The organism is Pseudomonas sp. PDM30, assembly GCF_019218985.1.
Classification (GTDB): domain Bacteria; phylum Pseudomonadota; class Gammaproteobacteria; order Pseudomonadales; family Pseudomonadaceae; genus Aquipseudomonas; species Aquipseudomonas jessenii.
In genome coordinates this window covers 100,706-120,313 of record NZ_JAHUWM010000003.1, presented here as the reverse complement: position 1 = coordinate 120,313, position 19,608 = coordinate 100,706, and the positions used below count along the sequence as shown (strand labels likewise).

Genomic DNA, 19,608 nt, shown 5'->3' with positions numbered 1-19,608 from the left:
TGCCGTGAATGAGTTCTAAACCAATAGCCGGATCACAAAAAAAGACCGGCATAAAAAAAAGAAAGTAAGGAGCTTTACCCATGAAACTGAGCAGCACCGCGTTATTGGCCATGGCCATCAGCAGCGTAACCGCCACGGCTTACGCAGAAACCCAAAGCCAGGCTTTCACCCCGGTTACCGTGAACGAGAAAAGCGCCCAAAGCGAAGCCACCGGCTTTATCGAAGGCCAGTCGATCACCGGCACCACGCGCAACTGGTACGCCAACGAACAACTGCAACGCGGCGCCAAGTTCGCCTACAAAAAAGACGGCGTTTCGACCCCGACCGATCGCCGGATCAACTGGGTCCAGGGCACCATCCTCAAGTACAACTCGGGCTTCACCGAAGGCACCGTTGGCTTCAGCACTGAGGTGGCGGCGTACAACGCCATCGCACTGGACCAGGACCGCAAAGACCTGGCGTCCAACAACGGCGGCGCACCGGGCACTCGTCCAGGCGCGGGCAACAACCGTACCCTGACCAAAGAGGGCGGCGACGCTCAAGGCCAGTGGAGCAAACTGGGCCTGGCCAACGTCAAGGCTCGTGTCTCCAACAGCACCCTGACCGCCGGCCGCATGAACTTCAGCAGCCCGATGGTCGACGTGATCGGTAACCGTGCACTGCCTTCGAGCTTCCAGGGCGTAGCCCTCCACAGCGAAGAGCTGAACAACCTGGCCTTCGACCTGGCCACCTTCGACCGCAACTCACCGCGTACCGAAGAAAGCCAGCGCAAATTCCGCACCGAATACGCAAACGGCATCGTCGAAACCGACCACGTCTACACCGGCGGTATCACCTACAACCCGTTCGCCAGCCTGACCACCAGTCTCTGGGCGACCCAGGCTGAAGATATCTGGAACCAGTACTACTTCGGCGCCTCTCACGTACTGGGCGACAGCCAGGTACTGAGCCTGACCACCGGCCTGAACTACTACAAAACCAAGGAAACCGGTAAAGCCCTGATCGGCGACATCGACAACGACACCTACTCGCTGTCGTTCGGCCTGACCCACCAGGCCCACACCCTGACCTTCTCGTACCAGGAAGTGAACGGTAACGAGTACTTCGACTACCTGCACGAAACCAACGGCATCTACCTGGCCAACTCCCTGTTGTCGGACTTCAACGGCCCGAACGAAAAATCGTTCCAGGTTGCCTACGGTCTGAACATGGCCGAATACGGCGTGCCGGGCCTGAAGTTCAACATCTACCAGGCTCGCGGCTGGGGTATCGACGGCACTCACTACACCGGCAACGGCGGCGTGGCAGGCAAGGGTTACGACGGCATCCAGTCCCAGGATGGCGAACACCATTATGAATACGGCATCGGCGCGACCTACGCCGTGCAGAGCGGCCCGCTCAAGGCCACCACGATTCGCGGCACCTACACCGCTCACCGTGCCAGCGAAAACCAGGCTGACGGCAGCATCAACGAGTTCCGCCTCGTGACCACGGTTCCGTTCAACATCCTGTAATGCCCGTGCCGAACGGCTGATTCAGTGACGAATCGGCCGTTCGGCTTTTGTCCTTTAACTGATTGCAGAGGGTTCTTGATGAAAATGCTTCCCCTACGTGCGGCCATCGCGGCCGCGTTGCTCAGTGTCGCTGTCGGTGTTTCGGCCAAGCCCCTGGTGGTTTGCACGGAAGCCAGCCCCGAAGGCTTCGACATGGTCCAGTACACGACTGCAGTCACCGCCGATGCCGTGGCCGAAACCATCTTCAATCGCCTGGCAGACTTCAAGCCCGGCACCACCGACGTGATTCCGGCACTGGCCGACTCCTGGGACATCAGCGAAGACGGCCTGACCTACACGTTCCATCTGCGTAAAGGCGTAAAGTTCCACACCACCGAATACTTCAAGCCGACCCGCGACATGAATGCCGACGACGTGGTCTGGAGCTTCCAGCGTCAGCTGGACCCGAATCATCCGTGGCACAAGCTGTCGAGCGTGGGCTTCCCGTACTTTGAAAGCATGGGCTTCAAGGAACTGCTCAAGAGCGTCGAGAAAGTCGACGACAACACGGTCAAGTTCACCCTGACCCGTCGCGAAGCACCGTTTCTGGCCGACATCGCCATGGCTTTCTCCTCGATCTACTCCGCCGAGTACGCCGACCTGTTGCTCAAAGCGAACAAGACCGGCGACCTGAACAACAAGCCGATCGGCACTGGCCCGTTCGTCTTCCAGCGCTATAACAAGGACGCCCAGGTCCGCTTCAAGGCCAACCCGGACTACTTCCGTGGCAAACCGCCAGCCGATGCGTTGATCCTGGCCATCGCCACCGACAACAACGTGCGCCTGCAGAAGCTCAAGGCCAACGAGTGCCAGGTCGCGCTCTATCCAAAGCCGGATGACATTCCGAGCATCAAGAAAGACGACAAGCTGAAAGTCGATGAACTGAACGCGATGACCGTTTCCTACATCGCCATGAACACCACGCACAAATACATGAGTGATGTGCGGGTGCGCAAAGCCATCGACATCGCCTTCGACAAAGAGGCATACGTCAATGCGTTGTTCGGCAAGGGCAATGCGACCGCCGCGGTCAACCCGTACCCGGACACCCTGCTGGGCTACAACCACAGCCTGAAAAACCCGGCCCGTGATCTGGACAAGGCTCGCGCCCTGCTCAAGGAAGCCGGCGTACCGGAAGGCACCACCTTCACCCTGTTCACCCGCAACGGTGGCGGTCCGACCAACCCGAACCCGATGCTCGGCGCGCAGATGATGCAAGCCGACCTGGCCAAGGTCGGGATCAAGATCGACATCCGCGTGATGGAATGGGGCGAAATGCTCAAACGCGCCAAAAACGGCGAGCACGACATGGTTTCCGCCGGATGGGCGGGTGATAACGGCGACCCGGATAACTTCCTGACGCCTATGCTCAGTTGTGAAGCGGCCAAGAACGGAGAAAACTACGCACGCTGGTGCAATGACAAGTTCCAGGCGCTGCTCGACCAGGCCCGGGAAAAAACCGATCCGGCCGAACGCGCAGCGCTCTACGAACAGGCCCAGGTTATTTTCAACCAGGACCAGCCGTGGATCAGCATGGCGCACACTAGAATGTTTACCGCAATGCGCAACAACGTAGAGGGCTATCACATTAGCCCCCTCACCACGAATAACTTCGCCACCACCCAGGTGAAGTAATAAGAAAACTCCCGGCATTCCTGACCCAGGCATGCCGGGCACGCCTAACCGGCTGATGAGGTACAACACACGATGTTTAGTTTTATTGCCCGCCGACTGGGGTTACTGATCCCCACGTTCTTCGGCATCACCTTGCTGACTTTCGCGTTGATTCGCATGATCCCGGGCGACCCCGTAGAAGTCATGATGGGAGAACGTAGGGTCGATCCCGAAATGCACGCTCAGGCAATGGAACGCCTAGGTCTGAACAAACCCCTGTATGCCCAGTACCTGGATTACATCGGCAAGCTGGCCCACGGCGATCTCGGGGAATCCCTGCGTACCCGTGAAAGCGTGTGGAGCGAATTCACCTCCCTGTTCCCCGCGACCCTGGAACTGTCCATGGCCGCCCTGTTGTTCGCCGGCATCCTGGGCCTTCTGGCCGGGGTGATCGCGGCACTCAAGCGAGGATCCCTGTTCGACCATGGAGTGATGGGTGTCTCCCTGGCGGGATACTCGATGCCGATCTTCTGGTGGGGCCTGATCCTGATCATGTTCTTCTCGGTAAGTCTGGGCTGGACCCCGGTATCCGGGCGGATCGACCTGCTGTATGACATCGAGCCACGCACCGGCTTCATGCTGATCGATACGCTGCTGGCCGACGAGCCGGACGCCTTCTTCGACGCCCTGCACCACCTGATCCTGCCGGCCATTGTGCTCGGCACCATTCCGCTGGCCGTGATCGCGCGGATGACCCGTTCGTCGATGCTCGAAGTGCTGCGTGAAGACTACATCCGCACCGCCAAGGCCAAAGGCCTGTCGCCGGCACGCGTGGTGTTCGTACACGGCCTGCGCAACGCGCTGATCCCGGTGCTCACCGTGGTCGGCCTGCAAGTCGGCACCCTGTTGGCCGGTGCGGTCCTGACCGAAACCATCTTCTCGTGGCCCGGCATCGGCAAATGGCTGATCGAAGCCATTGGCGCCCGGGATTATCCCGTTGTGCAAAACGGCATCCTGTTAATCGCCTGCCTGGTGATTGTGGTCAACTTCGTAGTGGACATCCTCTACGGCTTTGCCAACCCTCGCATCCGTCATCAGCGCTGAGATCATGACCATGACCACTCCAATTCCATCGGTAGCAGTCGATCAAAGCCTGCTGTACCCGTCTCCGTACAAAGAATTCTGGCAAGCGTTTTCCAAGAACAAAGGTGCCGTCGCCGGCCTGATGTTCATGCTGCTGGTGATTTTCTGCGCCATCTTCGCCCCGTGGGTTGCCCCTCACGACCCGAGCGAGCAATACCGTGATTTCCTGCTGACCCCGCCGGCCTGGTTGGAAGGTGGACAGATGCAGTTCCTGCTCGGCACCGATGAACTGGGTCGCGACCTGCTGTCGCGCCTGATCCAGGGCTCGCGCCTGTCGTTGCTGATCGGTTTGTCGTCGGTGGTGATGTCGCTGATCCCTGGGATCCTGCTGGGTCTGTTCGCCGGGTTCTTCCCGCGCATACTTGGCCCGAGCATCATGCGTCTGATGGACATCATGCTGGCCCTGCCGTCCCTGCTGCTGGCCGTGGCGATCGTCGCCATCCTCGGCCCTGGCCTGATCAATACCGTGATCGCCATCGCCGTGGTGTCCCTGCCGTCCTACGTTCGTCTGACCCGCGCTGCGGTGATGGGCGAACTGAACCGCGACTACGTAACCGCCGCGCGCCTGGCCGGTGCCGGTCTGCCGCGCCTGATGTTCGTCACCGTGCTGCCTAATTGCATGGCGCCGCTGATCGTTCAGGCCACCCTGAGCTTCTCCTCGGCGATCCTCGATGCCGCCGCACTGGGCTTCCTCGGCCTTGGCGTACAACCGCCAACCCCTGAGTGGGGCACCATGCTGGCTTCGGCCCGCGACTACATCGAACGCGCCTGGTGGGTAGTGAGCCTGCCTGGTCTGACCATTTTGCTCAGCGTGCTGGCAATCAACCTGATGGGCGACGGCCTGCGCGATGCGCTGGACCCGAAACTCAAGAACGCCGCCTGAGGAGATTCCCATGTCACTGCTAGAAATCAAGAATCTCAACGTTCGCTTCGGCGACAAAAACGCCACGCCAGTCGTCGATGGTCTCGACCTGCAAGTGGACAAGGGCGAAGTGCTGGCCATCGTTGGCGAGTCCGGTTCCGGCAAGTCCGTGACCATGATGGCGCTGATGGGCCTGATCGAGCATCCGGGGATCGTCACCGCTGACGCCCTGAATTTCGACGGCAAGAACATGCTCAAGCTCAACAATCGCCAGCGTCGCCAGATCGTGGGTAAAGACCTGTCCATGGTCTTCCAGGATCCGATGACTGCCCTGAACCCGAGCTACACCGTCGGTTTCCAGATTGAAGAAGTGCTGCGCCTGCACCTGAAAATGTCCGGCAAGGCTGCGCGCAAGCGCGCCATCGAACTGCTGGAAAAAGTTGAAATCCCGGGTGCCGCCAGCCGTATGGACGCCTACCCGCATCAACTGTCCGGGGGCATGAGCCAGCGTGTCGCGATTGCCATGGCGATTGCCGGCGAACCGAAACTGCTGATCGCCGACGAACCGACCACGGCGCTGGACGTAACCATCCAGGCGCAAATCATGGACCTGCTGCTGGCGTTGCAGAAAGAGCAGAACATGGGCCTGGTGCTGATCACCCACGACCTCGCCGTCGTGGCCGAAACCGCCCAGCGCGTGTGCGTGATGTACGCCGGCCAGGCGGTCGAAGTCGGCCAGGTGCCGCAACTGTTCGACATTCCGGCACATCCGTACAGCGAAGCGTTGCTCAAGGCAATTCCGGAACACAGCCTGGGTGCCTCGCGCCTGTCGACCCTGCCGGGCATCGTTCCCGGTCGCTACGACCGCCCGCAAGGTTGCCTGCTGTCGCCACGCTGCCCGTACGTGAAAGACAACTGCCGTCAACAACGTCCGGCCCTTGACCAGAAAAGCAACAGCCTCGCTCGCTGCTTCTACCCGCTGAACCAGGAGGTGGCGTAATGGCCGTCGTTCTTACCGCCCGCGACCTGACCCGTCACTACGAGGTGTCCCGAGGCCTGTTCAAGGGTCACGCCACCGTGCGCGCCCTCAACGGCGTGTCGTTCGAACTGGAAGCCGGCAAGACCCTCGCTGTCGTAGGCGAGTCGGGTTGCGGCAAATCCACCCTGGCCCGTGCCCTGACCCTGATCGAAGAGCCGTCCTCCGGCTCCTTGAAAATTGCCGGGCAGGAAGTCGCCGGTGCCGACAAGGCCCAGCGCAAACAACTGCGCAAAGACGTGCAGATGGTGTTCCAGAGCCCGTACGCCTCGTTGAACCCTCGGCAGAAAGTCGGTGATCAGCTTGCAGAGCCGTTATTGATCAACACCAACCTGAGCGCCGCGGAGCGTCGCGAGAAAGTCCAGGCGATGATGAAGCAGGTGGGTTTGCGTCCCGAGCACTATCAACGTTATCCGCACATGTTTTCTGGTGGCCAGCGCCAGCGGATCGCCCTGGCCCGCGCGATGATGCTGCAACCGAAAGTGCTGGTGGCGGACGAACCGACCTCGGCACTGGACGTGTCGATTCAGGCACAGGTGCTCAACCTGTTCATGGATTTGCAGCAAGAGTTCAACACCGCCTATGTGTTCATCTCCCACAACCTGGCAGTGGTACGCCACGTTGCCGACCATGTGATGGTGATGTACCTCGGTCGTCCGGTGGAAATGGGCACGAAAGAGGACATTTACTCCCGACCTCTGCACCCCTACACCCAGGCACTGCTGTCGGCGACGCCGGCCATCCACCCGGATCCGGACAAGCCGAAAATCAAGATCGTAGGCGAATTGCCCAACCCGCTGAACCCGCCGTCCGGCTGCGCCTTCCACAAGCGCTGCCCGTACGCCACCGAGCGTTGCAGTACTGAAGAGCCGGCCCTGCGCCTGCTCGCCGGCCGCCAGGTGGCTTGCCACTACGCCGAGCAATTCCTCGACGGCGCGGCATAAAAAACTGTAGGAGCTAGCCTGCTGGCGATAGCGGTATACCAGTCAACATTTCTGCTCACTGGCACACCGCAATCGCTAGCAGGCTAGCTCCCACAGGGATTGAGTAGCTCAAGTAATTACGCGTTAACCAAACCCCTTCCGCCTCGAATGCGCATCACTCAGGCAGAAGGGGTTTTCTTTTGCCTGCAATAGAGCGACTACGTCTGGCTGTCGCCCTCTTCCTCATCGGAGTCCGGTTCGTCGGTGGTCGAGTCATCGTCGTTGTCCGCACCGCCCTGCCCCTGATCTCCCGGTTCCGATTCGGACTTGGCGATCATCAACCCCGCATAACCCGCCTGCCCGCTCGAAGCCTGCTCCCCGTGATCGATACACTCGGCCCACGCCGTCGAAGCTCCGAGCGAGAGCATCACCATCACCTTCAACAGCAGTAAAACGCGAAACAACCTGTTCATAGCCGATTCCTTCCTTTCGTTGAGTGCCTGTCTGGTGCTGAGTCAAATCTAGTTCCGATCAGCCGGGTTCTCCAGATTGGACGCTATCTGGCGGGGGAAAATGCAGCGGGTTTGGAGACTGGTTTGGAATAGGGGTTATTCACAACTCAACTAACACCGAAGCCCCCTGTTGGAGCGAGCCTGCTCGCGATGGAGGCTAACGATGACGCGCTCTGTCTGGATAAACGCAGCGCGGCTGGATTCATCGCGAACAGGCTCGCTCCTACAGGGAATTGCGCCAGGCAATAAAAAACCCCGCAGCTTTCGCAACGGGGTTTTGGGATTTTGCAGCTCAGCGCTTAATGATGCTCACGGGTCGCACGGAATTTCACGTCCGGCCAGCGCTCTTCCATCAGGGCCAGGTTGACCCGCGTCGGTGCGAGGTAGGTCAGGTGACCACCGCCGTCCAGCGCCAGGTTTTCCACAGCCTTGTTGGAGAATTCCTCAAGCTTCTTCTTGTCGCTGCATTCGATCCAGCGCGCAGAGTAAACAGTGATCGGCTCGTAGGAGCACTCGACCTTGTATTCCTCTTTCAAACGGCTGGCGACCACATCGAACTGCAGCACACCGACGGCGCCGAGGATGATGTCGTTGCTGCGTTCCGGGAAGAACACCTGGGTCGCGCCTTCTTCGGCCAGTTGCTGCAGGCCCTGGCGCAGTTGCTTGGATTTCAGCGGATCTTTCAGGCGTACGCGACGGAACAGTTCCGGGGCGAAGTGTGGAATGCCGGTGAAACCCAGGACTTCGCCTTCGCTGAAGGTGTCGCCGATCTGGATGGTGCCGTGGTTGTGCAGGCCGATGATGTCGCCGGCAAACGCCTCTTCCAGTTGCTCACGCTCGGAGGAGAAGAAGGTCAGCGCGTCGCCGATCCGCACGTCCTTACCGGTGCGCACGTGGCGCATCTTCATGCCTTTTTCGTACTTGCCCGAGCAGATACGCATGAAGGCGATGCGGTCGCGGTGCTTCGGGTCCATGTTCGCCTGGATCTTGAAGATGAAACCCGAGAACTTCTCTTCCACCGGCTCCACGGTGCGCTCGTTGGCCACGCGTGCCAGTGGGCGCGGCGCCCAATCAACGACGGCGTCGAGGACGTGGTCGACACCGAAGTTGCCCAGTGCCGTACCGAAGAACACCGGAGTCAGTTGACCGTCGAGGAACTCCTGCTGGTTGAACTCGTGGCAGGCGCCCTGCACCAGTTCCAGCTGCTCGATGAAACGCTCGTACTCGTCACCCAGGTGGGCGCGGGCTTCATCGGAGTCGAGCTTTTCGATGATCCTGGTTTCGGTGCGTTCGTGGCCGTGACCGGCGGTGTACACGATGATGTAGTCATCGGCGAGGTGATACACGCCTTTGAAGTCACGGTAGCAACCAATCGGCCAGGTGATCGGCGCAGCCTTGATCTTGAGGACGGCTTCGATTTCGTCGAGCAGTTCGATCGGGTCGCGGATGTCACGGTCGAGTTTGTTGATGAAGCTGACGATCGGCGTGTCACGCAGACGGCAGACGTCCATCAGGGCGATGGTCCGAGGCTCTACACCTTTACCGCCGTCGAGAACCATCAACGCCGAGTCCACCGCCGTCAGGGTGCGATAGGTATCTTCGGAGAAGTCTTCGTGGCCCGGGGTGTCGAGCAGGTTGATCATGTGTTCGCGATACGGGAACTGCATGACCGACGTGGTAATGGAGATACCCCGCTGCTTTTCCATTTCCATCCAGTCGGAGGTGGCATGGCGATCGGATTTACGAGATTTCACCGTACCGGCTACCGCAATCGCCTTGCCCATCAGCAGGAGCTTCTCGGTGATGGTGGTCTTACCGGCATCGGGGTGGGAAATAATGGCGAAAGTGCGGCGTTTCGCGACTTCGGCGGCCTGTTTGGTCATGGGAAATCGCCTGGCAGGTGATTCAAAAAAGGGCGCAGATTATAGCCCAAGTTGATCCAAGAACCGAACCGTTGAGCACATTTGGGGTGGCCAAATGCTTGCGCAGATGGGAACCTTTTAAAGCACGGAGACGTCCACTCCCCCGTTACGACCACTCGTCGGGGGCCTGAAACACCTGCAATTCGGCCTGACGAGGCTGTGCTCATGGCTCGATTGCCGTGCGTTTCCCCCTGTAGGAGCGAGCCTGCTCGCGATGGACGTCAACGATAATGCTGGGTACCTGAAGGTACGCATTGTCTTGAAGTTTTTCGCGAGCAAGCTCGCTCCTACAGTGAAACGCGCTCGGCATGAGCTGCTTATCGCGATCATTTTTTCGGCAGCCAGGAATGGCGTTGCCACACGAGAAAGTGTTCGCCGACTGAAAAAAGGAGTCCGCCTGTGGCTATCCACTATGGCAAAGGGCTGATAGGAGGCGCGCTGGTATTCGCCCTTCTGGCCCTGCTGATCCAATGGATCGGCATCAACACGATCGAACACTACCGCGACGATTTGTTGTTTTACCTGCAAGCTCATCTGGTTCTCGTCCTCGCTTCCATGCTGGCCGCCCTTGTCGTGGGCATTCCTGCCGGCATCCTCCTCAGCCGCCCGTCCATGATCGGCCGTGCCGAACGCTTCATGCAGTTCTTCAACATTGGCAACACCATTCCGCCCCTGGCCGTCCTGGCCATCGCCTTGGGCATCCTCGGCATCGGCAGCGGTCCTGCCATCTTCGCCCTGTTCCTCGCCTCTTTGCTGCCCATCGTGCGCAACACCTACGAAGGCCTGAAAAACGTTCAGGGTTCGCTCAAGGAAGCCGCCGTCGGCATCGGCATGACCCCGCGCCAGGTGCTGTGGAAAGTCGAATTGCCCAACGCGGTGCCGATCATCATCGGTGGTGTGCGTGTGGCATTGGCGATCAATGTCGGGACGGCGCCGCTGGCGTTCCTGATCGGCGCCAACAGTCTCGGCAGCCTGATCTTCCCCGGCATCGCCCTGAACAATCAGCCGCAATTGCTGCTCGGCGCGGCCTGCACCGCCCTGCTGGCCTTGTTGCTCGACGGCCTGGTGACACTCGCCAGCCGTCTCTGGCTCGAACGCGGCTTGCGCCCGTCTTAAGCCTCGGCAAAGGAATCGTCATGAAGACTTCAAGCTTTTTACTAGGCTGCGTCCTGCTGTTCGCAGGATTTGCCCAAGCCACGGAAAAACCGTTGATCCGCATCGGCGCCCGGGTGTTCACCGAACAGACCCTGCTGGCGGAAATCACCTCGCAGTACCTGCGCACCAAGGGTTACGAGGTGCAGGTGACCGGCGGCCTGGGCAGCAATCTGGCCCGCAGCGCCCATGAAAGTGGCCAACTGGACATGCTCTGGGAATACACCGGCGTTTCGCTGGTGGCCTACAACCATGTCACTGAAAAACTCGACAGCGAACAGTCCTACTTACGAGTAAAAGAACTCGACGCGAAAAAAGGCCTGGTCTGGCTGACACCGTCGAAATTCAGCAACACCTATGCCTTGGCACTGCCGAAAAACGTTGCCGACCAATACCCGCAGATCAATACCATCAGCGAGCTGAACTCGGTGCTGCGCAAGGAAGCCGAGACCAACAATCTGGTGGCGCTGGATACCGAGTTCGCCAACCGCTCGGACGGCCTTGATGGCATGGTCAAGCTCTACGACATGAACCTGAGCCGCAAGAACATCCGCCAGATGGATGCCGGTCTGGTTTATACCGCCCTGCGCAACGGCCAGGTGTTTGCCGGTCTGGTCTACACCACCGACGGTCGCCTCAACGCCTTCAAGCTGAAACTGCTGGAAGACGACAAGCATTACTTCCCCGACTACACCGCCGCACCGGTGGTGCGTCAGGCCTACCTCGATGCTCATCCGCAATTGGCCGAACAACTCAAGCCTCTGGCTGAGCTGTTCGACGACAACACCATGCGCGAGCTCAATGCGCGGGTCGATGTCGATCACCAAAGCCCTTCGTCCGTTGCCGCAGATTTCCTGCGCCAGCATCCAATCAAATAAGGAGGAAAAGCCATGGAATTTCTCAACGCCTTTTCCCACCTCGACTGGCAGCAGGTGATACAGCTGACCGGCCAACACATCACCCTGGTCGGCATCGCCGTGACCCTGGCGATTGTGGTTGGCGTGCCGCTGGGCATCCTGATGACACGCTTCCCGAGCCTCGCCGGGCCTTTGCAAGCCAGCGCCACGGTACTGCTGACCGTGCCATCGATTGCCCTGTTTGGCCTGCTGCTGCCGTTCTACTCCAAGTTCGGCCAGGGCCTGGGCCCGATGCCGGCAATCACCGCGGTGTTTCTGTATTCGCTGCTGCCGATCATGCGTAACACCTACCTGGCCCTGACCAACGTCGAACCGGGCATCCGTGAAGCCGCGCGCGGCATCGGCATGACCTTCGGCCAGCGCCTGCGCATGGTCGAATTACCCATCGCCGTGCCGGTGATCCTCGCTGGTGTGCGCACTGCCGTGGTCATGAACATCGGCGTCATGACCATCGCCGCGACCATCGGCGCCGGTGGCCTGGGCGTACTCATCCTCGCTGCCATCAGCCGCAGCGACATGTCGATGCTGATTGTCGGCGCTGTACTGGTCAGTGTTCTGGCGATCATCGCCGACCTGATCCTGCAAGTGCTGCAACGTTCGCTGACTCCAAAAGGACTCCTGAAATGATCGAACTTCAAAACCTCAGCAAGACCTTCCAAAGCAACGGCAAAGATGTGAAAGCCGTGGACTCGGTGAGCCTGACCGTCAATGAAGGCGAAATCTGCGTGTTCCTCGGGCCATCGGGTTGCGGCAAAAGCACCACGCTGAAAATGATCAACCGCCTGATCAAACCGACCTCGGGCAAGATCCTGATCAACGGTGAAGACACCACGGGCCTCGACGAAGTGACGCTGCGCCGCAACATCGGCTACGTCATCCAGCAAATCGGTTTGTTCCCGAACATGACCATCGAGGAGAACATCGTCGTGGTGCCGAAACTGCTCGGCTGGGACAAGCAGAAATGCCACGACCGCGCCCGCGAGTTGATGAGCATGATCAAGCTCGAACCCAAGCAATATCTGCATCGCTATCCACGAGAACTGTCCGGTGGCCAGCAACAGCGGATCGGCGTGATTCGCGCACTGGCCGCCGATGCACCACTGCTATTAATGGACGAGCCGTTCGGGGCAGTCGACCCGATCAACCGCGAGATGATCCAGAACGAGTTCTTCGAAATGCAGCGGGCGCTGAACAAGACCGTGATCATGGTCAGCCACGACATCGACGAGGCGATCAAGCTCGGCGACAAGATCGCGATTTTCCGCGCCGGCAAGCTGCTGCAGATCGATCACCCGGACACTTTGCTCGCGCATCCGGCGGATGAGTTTGTCAGCAACTTCGTCGGCCAGGACAGCACACTGAAACGCCTGCTGCTGGTGAAAGCCGAAGATGCGGCGGACAACGCGCCTTCCGTCAGCCCGCATACCCCGGTGGCCGAAGCGCTGGAGTTGATGGACGAGCATGACCGACGCTATGTGGTGGTCACTTGTGCCGAGAATAAAGCCCTGGGTTATGTACGACGTCGCGACTTGCACCGTCAGGCCGGCACCTGCGCGCAGTACCAACGCGAGTTCAACGCCACGGCGGCGTACGACGAACATTTGCGCATCCTGCTGTCGCGCATGTACGAGTTCAATCGGGCGTGGTTGCCGGTGATGGATGCCGAGCGGGTGTTTTTGGGCGAGGTGACGCAGGAGTCGATAGCGGCTTATTTGAGCTCCGGTCGCTCCCGTGGAATGAAGACCAATATCGTCTCGCCAGCCGAGGCGGTGGTCGCCTGACAGCTCACATAACCAGGTAAAAACACAAAACCTGTGGGAGCGAGCTTGCTCGCGATGGCGTCATTTCAGGCAACTACGATGCTGGCTGTGAAAATGTCATCGCGAGCAAGCTCGCTCCCACAGGTTCGATGCGATTTTCCAGTGATTCGCAGGCCGGAAAAAAATATCAACAGTAGCGTCTGTAAAAACCATCCGAAAACACGCTCCTGAATAGTAAAACCCCCTCTCAGCCCACCTTTTCGCAGCCAACTTCGCCGATGTTGACGCTATCGTAGTTACTAGCGACTTTGCACACAAAAGCGTCGAACGTGCAGGTATTTTTAACACTCCATAAATCCTCGGGAACATCCGACTGTCATCTGTGTCGGTTACAAAGAGTGATGCCTGCAACGCGCGTCAGAAGAGTGCAAAAACGCGACATTTTTTGTTGATCTCAAGCCCCTCACGCCCTAAAGTTCGCGCCGAACGTCCATGCTGGAAACGATCCATCCGGCTCAAGTACTGACGACGAGACAGCAAGGCCAAGGGAAAGCTGCACTTCCCATGGCCTTTTTGCTTTCGGCGACATGCCTTGGGAAGTAGGCGAACCAAAGTGGGGATACGGAGGACGTTCATTTGCACCCATTGATTAACAACGTTTGCCTTTAGGAGCTCCCAGGTATGTCGATCCAGGTCGAAGACTATTTCGCGCGTGAAACCTTTCAGAAAATGAAGGCGTTCGCCGACAAACAGGAAACCCCGTTCGTGGTGATCGACACCGCGATGATCAGCCAGGCCTATGACGACCTGCGCGCCGGTTTCGAATTCGCCAAGGTCTACTACGCGGTCAAGGCCAACCCGGCCGTCGAGATCATCGACCTGCTCAAAGAGAAAGGCTCGAGCTTCGACATCGCCTCGATCTACGAGCTGGACAAAGTGCTTGGTCGCGGCGTCAGCGCCGACCAGATCAGCTACGGCAACACCATCAAGAAATCCAAGGACATCCGCTACTTCTACGAGAAGGGCGTGCGCCTGTTCGCCACCGACTCCGAAGCCGACCTGCGCAACATCGCCAAGGCCGCACCGGGCTCGAAAGTCTACGTGCGTATCCTGACCGAAGGCTCGACCACCGCCGACTGGCCGTTGTCGCGCAAATTCGGCTGCCAGACCGACATGGCCATGGACCTGCTGATCCTCGCTCGCGACCTGGGCCTGGTGCCTTACGGCATCTCGTTCCACGTCGGCTCGCAGCAGCGCGACATCAGCGTCTGGGACGCGGCGATCGCCAAGGTCAAAGTGATCTTCGAACGCCTGAAGGAAGAAGACGGCATCCACCTGAAGCTGATCAACATGGGTGGCGGCTTCCCGGCCAACTACATCACCCGCACCAATAGCCTGGAAACCTACGCCGAGGAAATCATCCGCTTCCTGAAGGAAGACTTCGGTGATGACTTGCCGGAAATCATCCTGGAGCCAGGCCGCTCGCTGATCGCCAACGCCGGCATCCTGGTTAGCGAAGTGGTACTGGTTGCACGTAAATCCCGTACCGCGGTAGAGCGTTGGGTGTACACGGATGTGGGCAAGTTCTCCGGCCTGATCGAAACCATGGACGAAGCCATCAAGTTCCCGATCTGGACCGAGAAGAAAGGCGAAATGGAAGAAGTGGTCATCGCCGGTCCAACCTGCGACAGCGCCGACATCATGTACGAAAACTACAAGTACGGCCTGCCACTGAACCTGGCCATCGGTGATCGCCTGTACTGGCTGTCGACCGGTGCGTACACCACCAGTTACAGCGCCGTCGAGTTCAATGGCTTCCCGCCGCTGAAGTCGTTCTACGTGTAAATACTGCGTAGAAAACAAAAAGCCCATGACCTGTCATGGGCTTTTTCATTTACGCCCCCCTCTGTGGGAGCGAGCTTGCTCGCGATGGCGATAGCTCAATCAACATTGATGCTGAATGTCATGACGTCATCGCGAGCAAGCTCGCTCCCACAAAGGCTCAAGAGACTGGGGTTAATTCTTCGGCACGATGATGGAATTCGTGGGCCAGTGCCTGGATCCTCGGATCGTCCGCGCCCATCAGCGCCTGACTCGCCACTCGCAGAAAATTCAGGTTGCCACCGGCCAACGCCTTGCGCAGCCAGACCAACGCATCCTCGATATTCCCTTCGTCGGTCAAGACCGCAGCAAAGCTGAACTGCCCGCGAAAATCCCCGCCTTCGGCCGAACGTCGATACCAGTTACGAGCCGCTGCCGGATTCACAGGACAGAACCGCCCTTCTTCCAGATACCGCCCTAACAGATTCATCGATTTTGCATGGCCCAACTCAGCCGCACGGCGATAGAGACTCAGTGCCTGAAGCTGATCCTCAACCACCCCGCGACCGGTCGCCAGCAGATTGGCGTAGTTGTACATCGCCCAATCCAGCCCTGCAGTGGCCGCAAGTCGGTAATGCCTGGCCGCTAGCGATGCATTGGCAGCGCAGCCCCAACCATGCTCATGGCAACGACCGAGCATGTTGCGCGCCATGAGGTGCCCCTGGCGCGCTGCGATGCCGAACCAGCTCAGCGCCAGCGGTTGGTCCTGCGCGATCCCCTGGCCGTCGAGCAGAATCTGCCCGAGCAAGGCCTGGGCTTCGACCTCTCCTTCTCGTGCGGCAATCAGGATGGCCTGGGCCGCACGGGCCGGACTTTCGTCGAGCATGGCTTTGAGCCGGTCACCGTCGAGTACTTCTTCGCGGCGCAGTTGATAACTCATACCTCGACCCAGCGACGCAACAGGTTGTGATAGGTGCCGGTGAGGCGAATCAGCGAAGGGTGGTCGGGCATGTCCTGGGTCAGTTGCTGGATTGCCCCGTCCATCTCGAACAACAGGGCGCGCTGGCTGTCTTCACGCACCAGGCTTTGCGTCCAGAAAAACGAGGCGAGTCGCGCTCCGCGTGTCACCGCATTGACCTTGTGCAGACTGGTGCCGGGATACAGCACCATGTCGCCGGCAGGCAGCTTCACCCGTTGGGTGCCGAAGGTGTCCTGGATCTCCAGCTCGCCGCCGTCGTAATCCTCCGGCTCGCTGAAGAACAGCGTGGCGGACAAATCCGTACGCACCCGCTCGATGCTGCCTTTTGGCTGACGTACCGCGTTGTCGATATGGAAGTCGAAACTGCCACCGGCGGTGTAACAGTTCACTAACGGAGGGAAGACTTTGTGCGGTAACGCTGCTGACATGAACAGCGGATTTTTCCACAGCCGCTCCAGCATCGCCGCGCCGATCTCCTTGGCCAGCGGGTGACCTTCCGGCAACTGCAAATTGTGTTTGGCCTTCGCCGACTGGTAGCCGGCGGTGATCTTGCCATCGGCCCAATCGGCTTGCTCCAGAGCCTCGCGAATGCGCTGCACCTCGTCTTTTTCAAACAGGCCGGGAATGTGCAGCAGCATGACAAAGGCACCTGAAACCAAAGGGATGCCAATGGTATTGATTCTTATTGACTGTGTAAAACACATCTGACGAATGAGTCAGCAGAAACCGTAAGGGTAAATTGTAAAGAATGTAAATTCAGTGCGAATAGTAATGTTTCGCAATTGATACGAATACGTGTTTACCCTATATTCCGCGGCCTCAAATCCTTGGGGAGGGGAACTCAAATGTCGCGTCAACAACCACAAGTACCGGTCAGTTCACCACGTCTGCTCGCATCGGCCATCGGCATGGCGATTACTGCCGGCTCTGCGGGCCACATGGTTTTCGCGGCGGAAAAAGCCGACGAAAAAGCACCGGGCAATGTGATTTCGCTGGGCGCCACCGCCATCACCGGCGAAGCTCAGGACGAGACGACCTACAACGTAGAGAAAGCCTCCTCGCCCAAGTACACCGCGCCGCTGGTGGACACACCGCGCTCGATCACCGTCATTCCGCAACAAGTGTTGAAAGACACGGGCGCCATGAACATGCAGGACGCCCTGCGCACCATTCCAGGCATCACCTTCGGTGCCGGTGAAGGCGGCAACCCACAGGGCGACCGTCCGTTCATTCGCGGCTTTGACGCCCAGGGCGATACCTACCTGGACGGCGTTCGCGATACCGGTTCCCAGAGCCGCGAGATCTTCGCCGTGGAATCGATCGAAGTCAGCAAAGGCCCGAACTCTGCCATCGGCGGTCGTGGCGCTGCAGGCGGCAGCATCAACCTGGTCAGCAAGAAAGCTCACCTGGGCAATTCGTTCGATGGTGGTTTCACCTGGGGCTCCGACCAGACCCAGCGCTACACCATGGACGGCAACTATCAGTTCACCGACACTGCCGCTGGCCGTCTGAACCTGATGAGCCATGAGAGCAACGTCGCCGGACGTGACAGCGTCGACTACGACCGCTGGGGTGTCGCACCGTCCCTGGCTTTCGGCCTGGGTACAGACACTCGCGTCAACCTCGACTACTACCACCTCGAAAGCAACGACACGCCGGATTCGGGCATTCCGTACTCGATCCCGACCACTCTCGCGGCTGGACGCACCAAGTCCAACCCGGACAAGCCGAATGACGGCGGCGACAGCAGCAATTTCTATGGTCTGACCGACCGCGACTTCCGCAAGACCCGCACCGACACCGCGACCTTCGCCATCGAGCACGACCTGAGCGACTCGCTGACCATCAAGAACACCCTGCGTCACGGCACCAGCATGCAGGATTACATCCTGACCCAGCCGGACGACAGTAAAGGCAACGTCAACAACGGCAGCGTCTGGCGCCGGGCGAACACCCGCGTGAGCAACACCGAGACCACCACCAACCAGACCGACCTGTTTGGTGATATCTACATCGCCGGGTTCAAGAACAGCTTCTCCACCGGTGTCGAATACACCCACGAGGAAAGTGAAAAATCCTCGTACAACGTCAACACGGACACTACCCCGGGAACGGCAGCGGTAACCAACAACTGCTCGCCGGCACTGATCGGCGCGCCAAGCGGTTACAACTGCACCTCGCTGTCCAACCCGACGCCGAATGATCCGTGGAGCGGTGCCATCTCCCGCAACTACGCGGGCACCGATACCAAGGCCAACACCTACGCACTGTATGTATTCGACACCCTGACGTTGTCCGAGCAGTGGCTGGTGAACATGGGCCTGCGCTACGACCATTTCGACACCGACTACAAAACCTTCAACGGTTCCAGCGTGACCACGTCCAAGGGCGATGACACCAGCGAGTTCGTTACCGGTCAGTTCGGTGTGGTGTACAAACCAGCCGAAAACGGCAGCATCTATGCGTCCTACGCGACATCTGCCACTCCACCGGGCAACACCCTCGGCGATGGCGCGGAAGGCAACCCGCTGGGCGGCACGCCGGATCGCAACGGCAACCTGCTCAAAAGCGACATGGAGCCGGAAACCACCAAGAACTACGAAATCGGTACCAAGTGGGATCTGCTGAACGATCGTTTGTCCCTGACTGCCGACATCTTCCGCACCGAGAAAGAAAACGCTCGTGTGCAAACCAACACCACTACGTTTGAAAACGTCGGCAAAACCCGCGTTCAAGGTATCGAACTGTCGGCCACCGGCAAGCTCACCGACAAATGGCAGGTCTTCGCCGGTTACGCCTACATGGACAGCGAGCAAGTCGATGGCGGCGACCTGCCGGCAAACAAAGCCAACAACGGCAACGAACTGCCTAACACGCCGAAAAACAGCGCCAGCCTGTGGACGACCTATCAGGTCACGCCAAGGCTGACCATCGGTGGCGGTGCGTTCTATGTCGATGACGTGTTCGGCAGTGCCGCCAACACCACCATGGTCGATTCCTACGTTCGTTACGACGCAATGGCGGCGTACAAGCTGACCAAGAACGTCGACCTGCAACTGAACGTACAGAACCTGACCGACGAAACCTACTACGACAAGGCGTTCTCGACTCACTTCGCCAACCAGGCGGCCGGTCGTACCGCTTTGCTGAGCACCAACTTCCACTTCTGATTGCCACTCACACTGCAATCCCTGTGGGAGCGAGCTTGCTCGCGATGACGTCGCCACATTCAACATTTATGTTGGCCGACACACCGCTATCGCGAGCAAGCTCGCTCCCACAGGAGAGGGTGAATGCTGAAATCAGACCCGGCCCCGTTCATCCACATGAACGGGGCCTTTGTGCGTAAAAAAGAATGCTTCTCGACAACCCCACGGCATAATGCGCGCCGTGATGAATCAACTTGAACGAACA

General features: G+C 59.1%; 16 protein-coding genes. 12 read left to right on the top strand and 4 right to left on the bottom strand.

Features of this window, described 5'->3' with window-relative positions:
* Positions 1-80 precede the first annotated feature (80 nt).
* The 6 genes from KW840_RS07915 to KW840_RS07890 all read left to right on the top strand — a co-directional run bounded on the left by KW840_RS07915 (position 81) and on the right by KW840_RS07890 (position 7,152).
* Entirely contained in the window at positions 81-1,514 is a 1,434-nt protein-coding gene (locus KW840_RS07915) for an OprD family porin (protein ID WP_057716447.1), read from the top strand.
* 78 nt (positions 1,515-1,592) lie between these two features.
* Positions 1,593-3,188 carry an ABC transporter substrate-binding protein gene (locus KW840_RS07910; RefSeq protein WP_057716448.1) on the top strand — a complete coding sequence of 532 codons (1,596 nt, stop codon included), beginning with the start codon at positions 1,593-1,595 and terminating at the stop codon, positions 3,186-3,188.
* 72 nt (positions 3,189-3,260) lie between these two features.
* Positions 3,261-4,271 carry an ABC transporter permease subunit gene (locus KW840_RS07905; RefSeq protein WP_008051717.1) on the top strand — a complete coding sequence of 337 codons (1,011 nt, stop codon included), beginning with the start codon at positions 3,261-3,263 and terminating at the stop codon, positions 4,269-4,271.
* Positions 4,272-4,281: 10 nt separating this feature from the next.
* The gene (locus KW840_RS07900) at positions 4,282-5,193 is read left to right on the top strand and encodes an ABC transporter permease subunit (protein ID WP_057716449.1); all 912 of its coding nucleotides are present in this window, start codon (positions 4,282-4,284) and stop codon (positions 5,191-5,193) included.
* Between the two features lie 10 nt (positions 5,194-5,203).
* Positions 5,204-6,172 carry an ABC transporter ATP-binding protein gene (locus KW840_RS07895; RefSeq protein ID WP_057716450.1) on the top strand — a complete coding sequence of 323 codons (969 nt, stop codon included), beginning with the start codon at positions 5,204-5,206 and terminating at the stop codon, positions 6,170-6,172.
* Positions 6,172-7,152 (top strand): peptide ABC transporter ATP-binding protein, encoded by a 981-nt coding sequence (locus KW840_RS07890; RefSeq protein ID WP_218494903.1) that lies wholly within the window; start codon positions 6,172-6,174, stop codon positions 7,150-7,152. Before KW840_RS07895 ends, KW840_RS07890 begins: the two co-directional genes overlap by 1 nt.
* 197 nt (positions 7,153-7,349) lie before the next feature.
* Here the strand turns inward: KW840_RS07890 and KW840_RS07885 are convergent, their stop codons facing one another.
* Both KW840_RS07885 and KW840_RS07880 read right to left on the bottom strand, forming a co-directional pair.
* Positions 7,350-7,604 carry a hypothetical protein gene (locus KW840_RS07885; RefSeq protein ID WP_057716452.1) on the bottom strand — a complete coding sequence of 85 codons (255 nt, stop codon included), beginning with the start codon at positions 7,602-7,604 and terminating at the stop codon, positions 7,350-7,352.
* Positions 7,605-7,942: 338 nt separating this feature from the next.
* Entirely contained in the window at positions 7,943-9,526 is a 1,584-nt protein-coding gene (locus KW840_RS07880) for a peptide chain release factor 3 (protein ID WP_057716453.1), read from the bottom strand.
* 438 nt (positions 9,527-9,964) lie between these two features.
* Here KW840_RS07880 and KW840_RS07875 point away from each other — a divergent pair, with 438 nt between their 5' ends.
* From KW840_RS07875 to KW840_RS07855, 5 genes are all read left to right on the top strand, one after another.
* Entirely contained in the window at positions 9,965-10,681 is a 717-nt protein-coding gene (locus KW840_RS07875) for an ABC transporter permease (RefSeq protein WP_057716454.1), read from the top strand.
* Positions 10,682-10,701: 20 nt separating this feature from the next.
* Complete coding sequence (locus KW840_RS07870) at positions 10,702-11,595, top strand: glycine betaine ABC transporter substrate-binding protein (protein ID WP_218494902.1); 894 nt, start codon at positions 10,702-10,704, stop codon at positions 11,593-11,595.
* Between the two features lie 12 nt (positions 11,596-11,607).
* Complete coding sequence (locus KW840_RS07865; protein ID WP_057716456.1) at positions 11,608-12,261, top strand: ABC transporter permease; 654 nt, start codon at positions 11,608-11,610, stop codon at positions 12,259-12,261.
* The gene (locus KW840_RS07860; RefSeq protein ID WP_057716457.1) at positions 12,258-13,415 is read left to right on the top strand and encodes a betaine/proline/choline family ABC transporter ATP-binding protein; all 1,158 of its coding nucleotides are present in this window, start codon (positions 12,258-12,260) and stop codon (positions 13,413-13,415) included. The genes KW840_RS07865 and KW840_RS07860 overlap by 4 nt, the downstream gene beginning before the upstream one ends.
* A gap of 660 nt (positions 13,416-14,075) precedes the next feature.
* The gene (locus tag KW840_RS07855; protein ID WP_056728269.1) at positions 14,076-15,239 is read left to right on the top strand and encodes a type III PLP-dependent enzyme; all 1,164 of its coding nucleotides are present in this window, start codon (positions 14,076-14,078) and stop codon (positions 15,237-15,239) included.
* Positions 15,240-15,396: 157 nt separating this feature from the next.
* Here the strand turns inward: KW840_RS07855 and KW840_RS07850 are convergent, their stop codons facing one another.
* A complete protein-coding gene (locus KW840_RS07850; protein ID WP_218494901.1) occupies positions 15,397-16,155 on the bottom strand; it encodes a tetratricopeptide repeat protein in 759 nt (252 codons plus the stop codon).
* A complete protein-coding gene (locus tag KW840_RS07845; protein WP_057716459.1) occupies positions 16,152-16,832 on the bottom strand; it encodes a Fe2+-dependent dioxygenase in 681 nt (226 codons plus the stop codon). The genes KW840_RS07850 and KW840_RS07845 overlap by 4 nt, the downstream gene beginning before the upstream one ends.
* A gap of 207 nt (positions 16,833-17,039) precedes the next feature.
* Between KW840_RS07845 and KW840_RS07840 the strand changes: the two genes are divergently transcribed.
* Positions 17,040-19,364: a TonB-dependent siderophore receptor gene (locus KW840_RS07840; protein WP_057716460.1), complete on the top strand. Its 2,325-nt coding sequence runs from the start codon at positions 17,040-17,042 to the stop codon at positions 19,362-19,364.
* Positions 19,365-19,608: the final 244 nt, after the last annotated feature.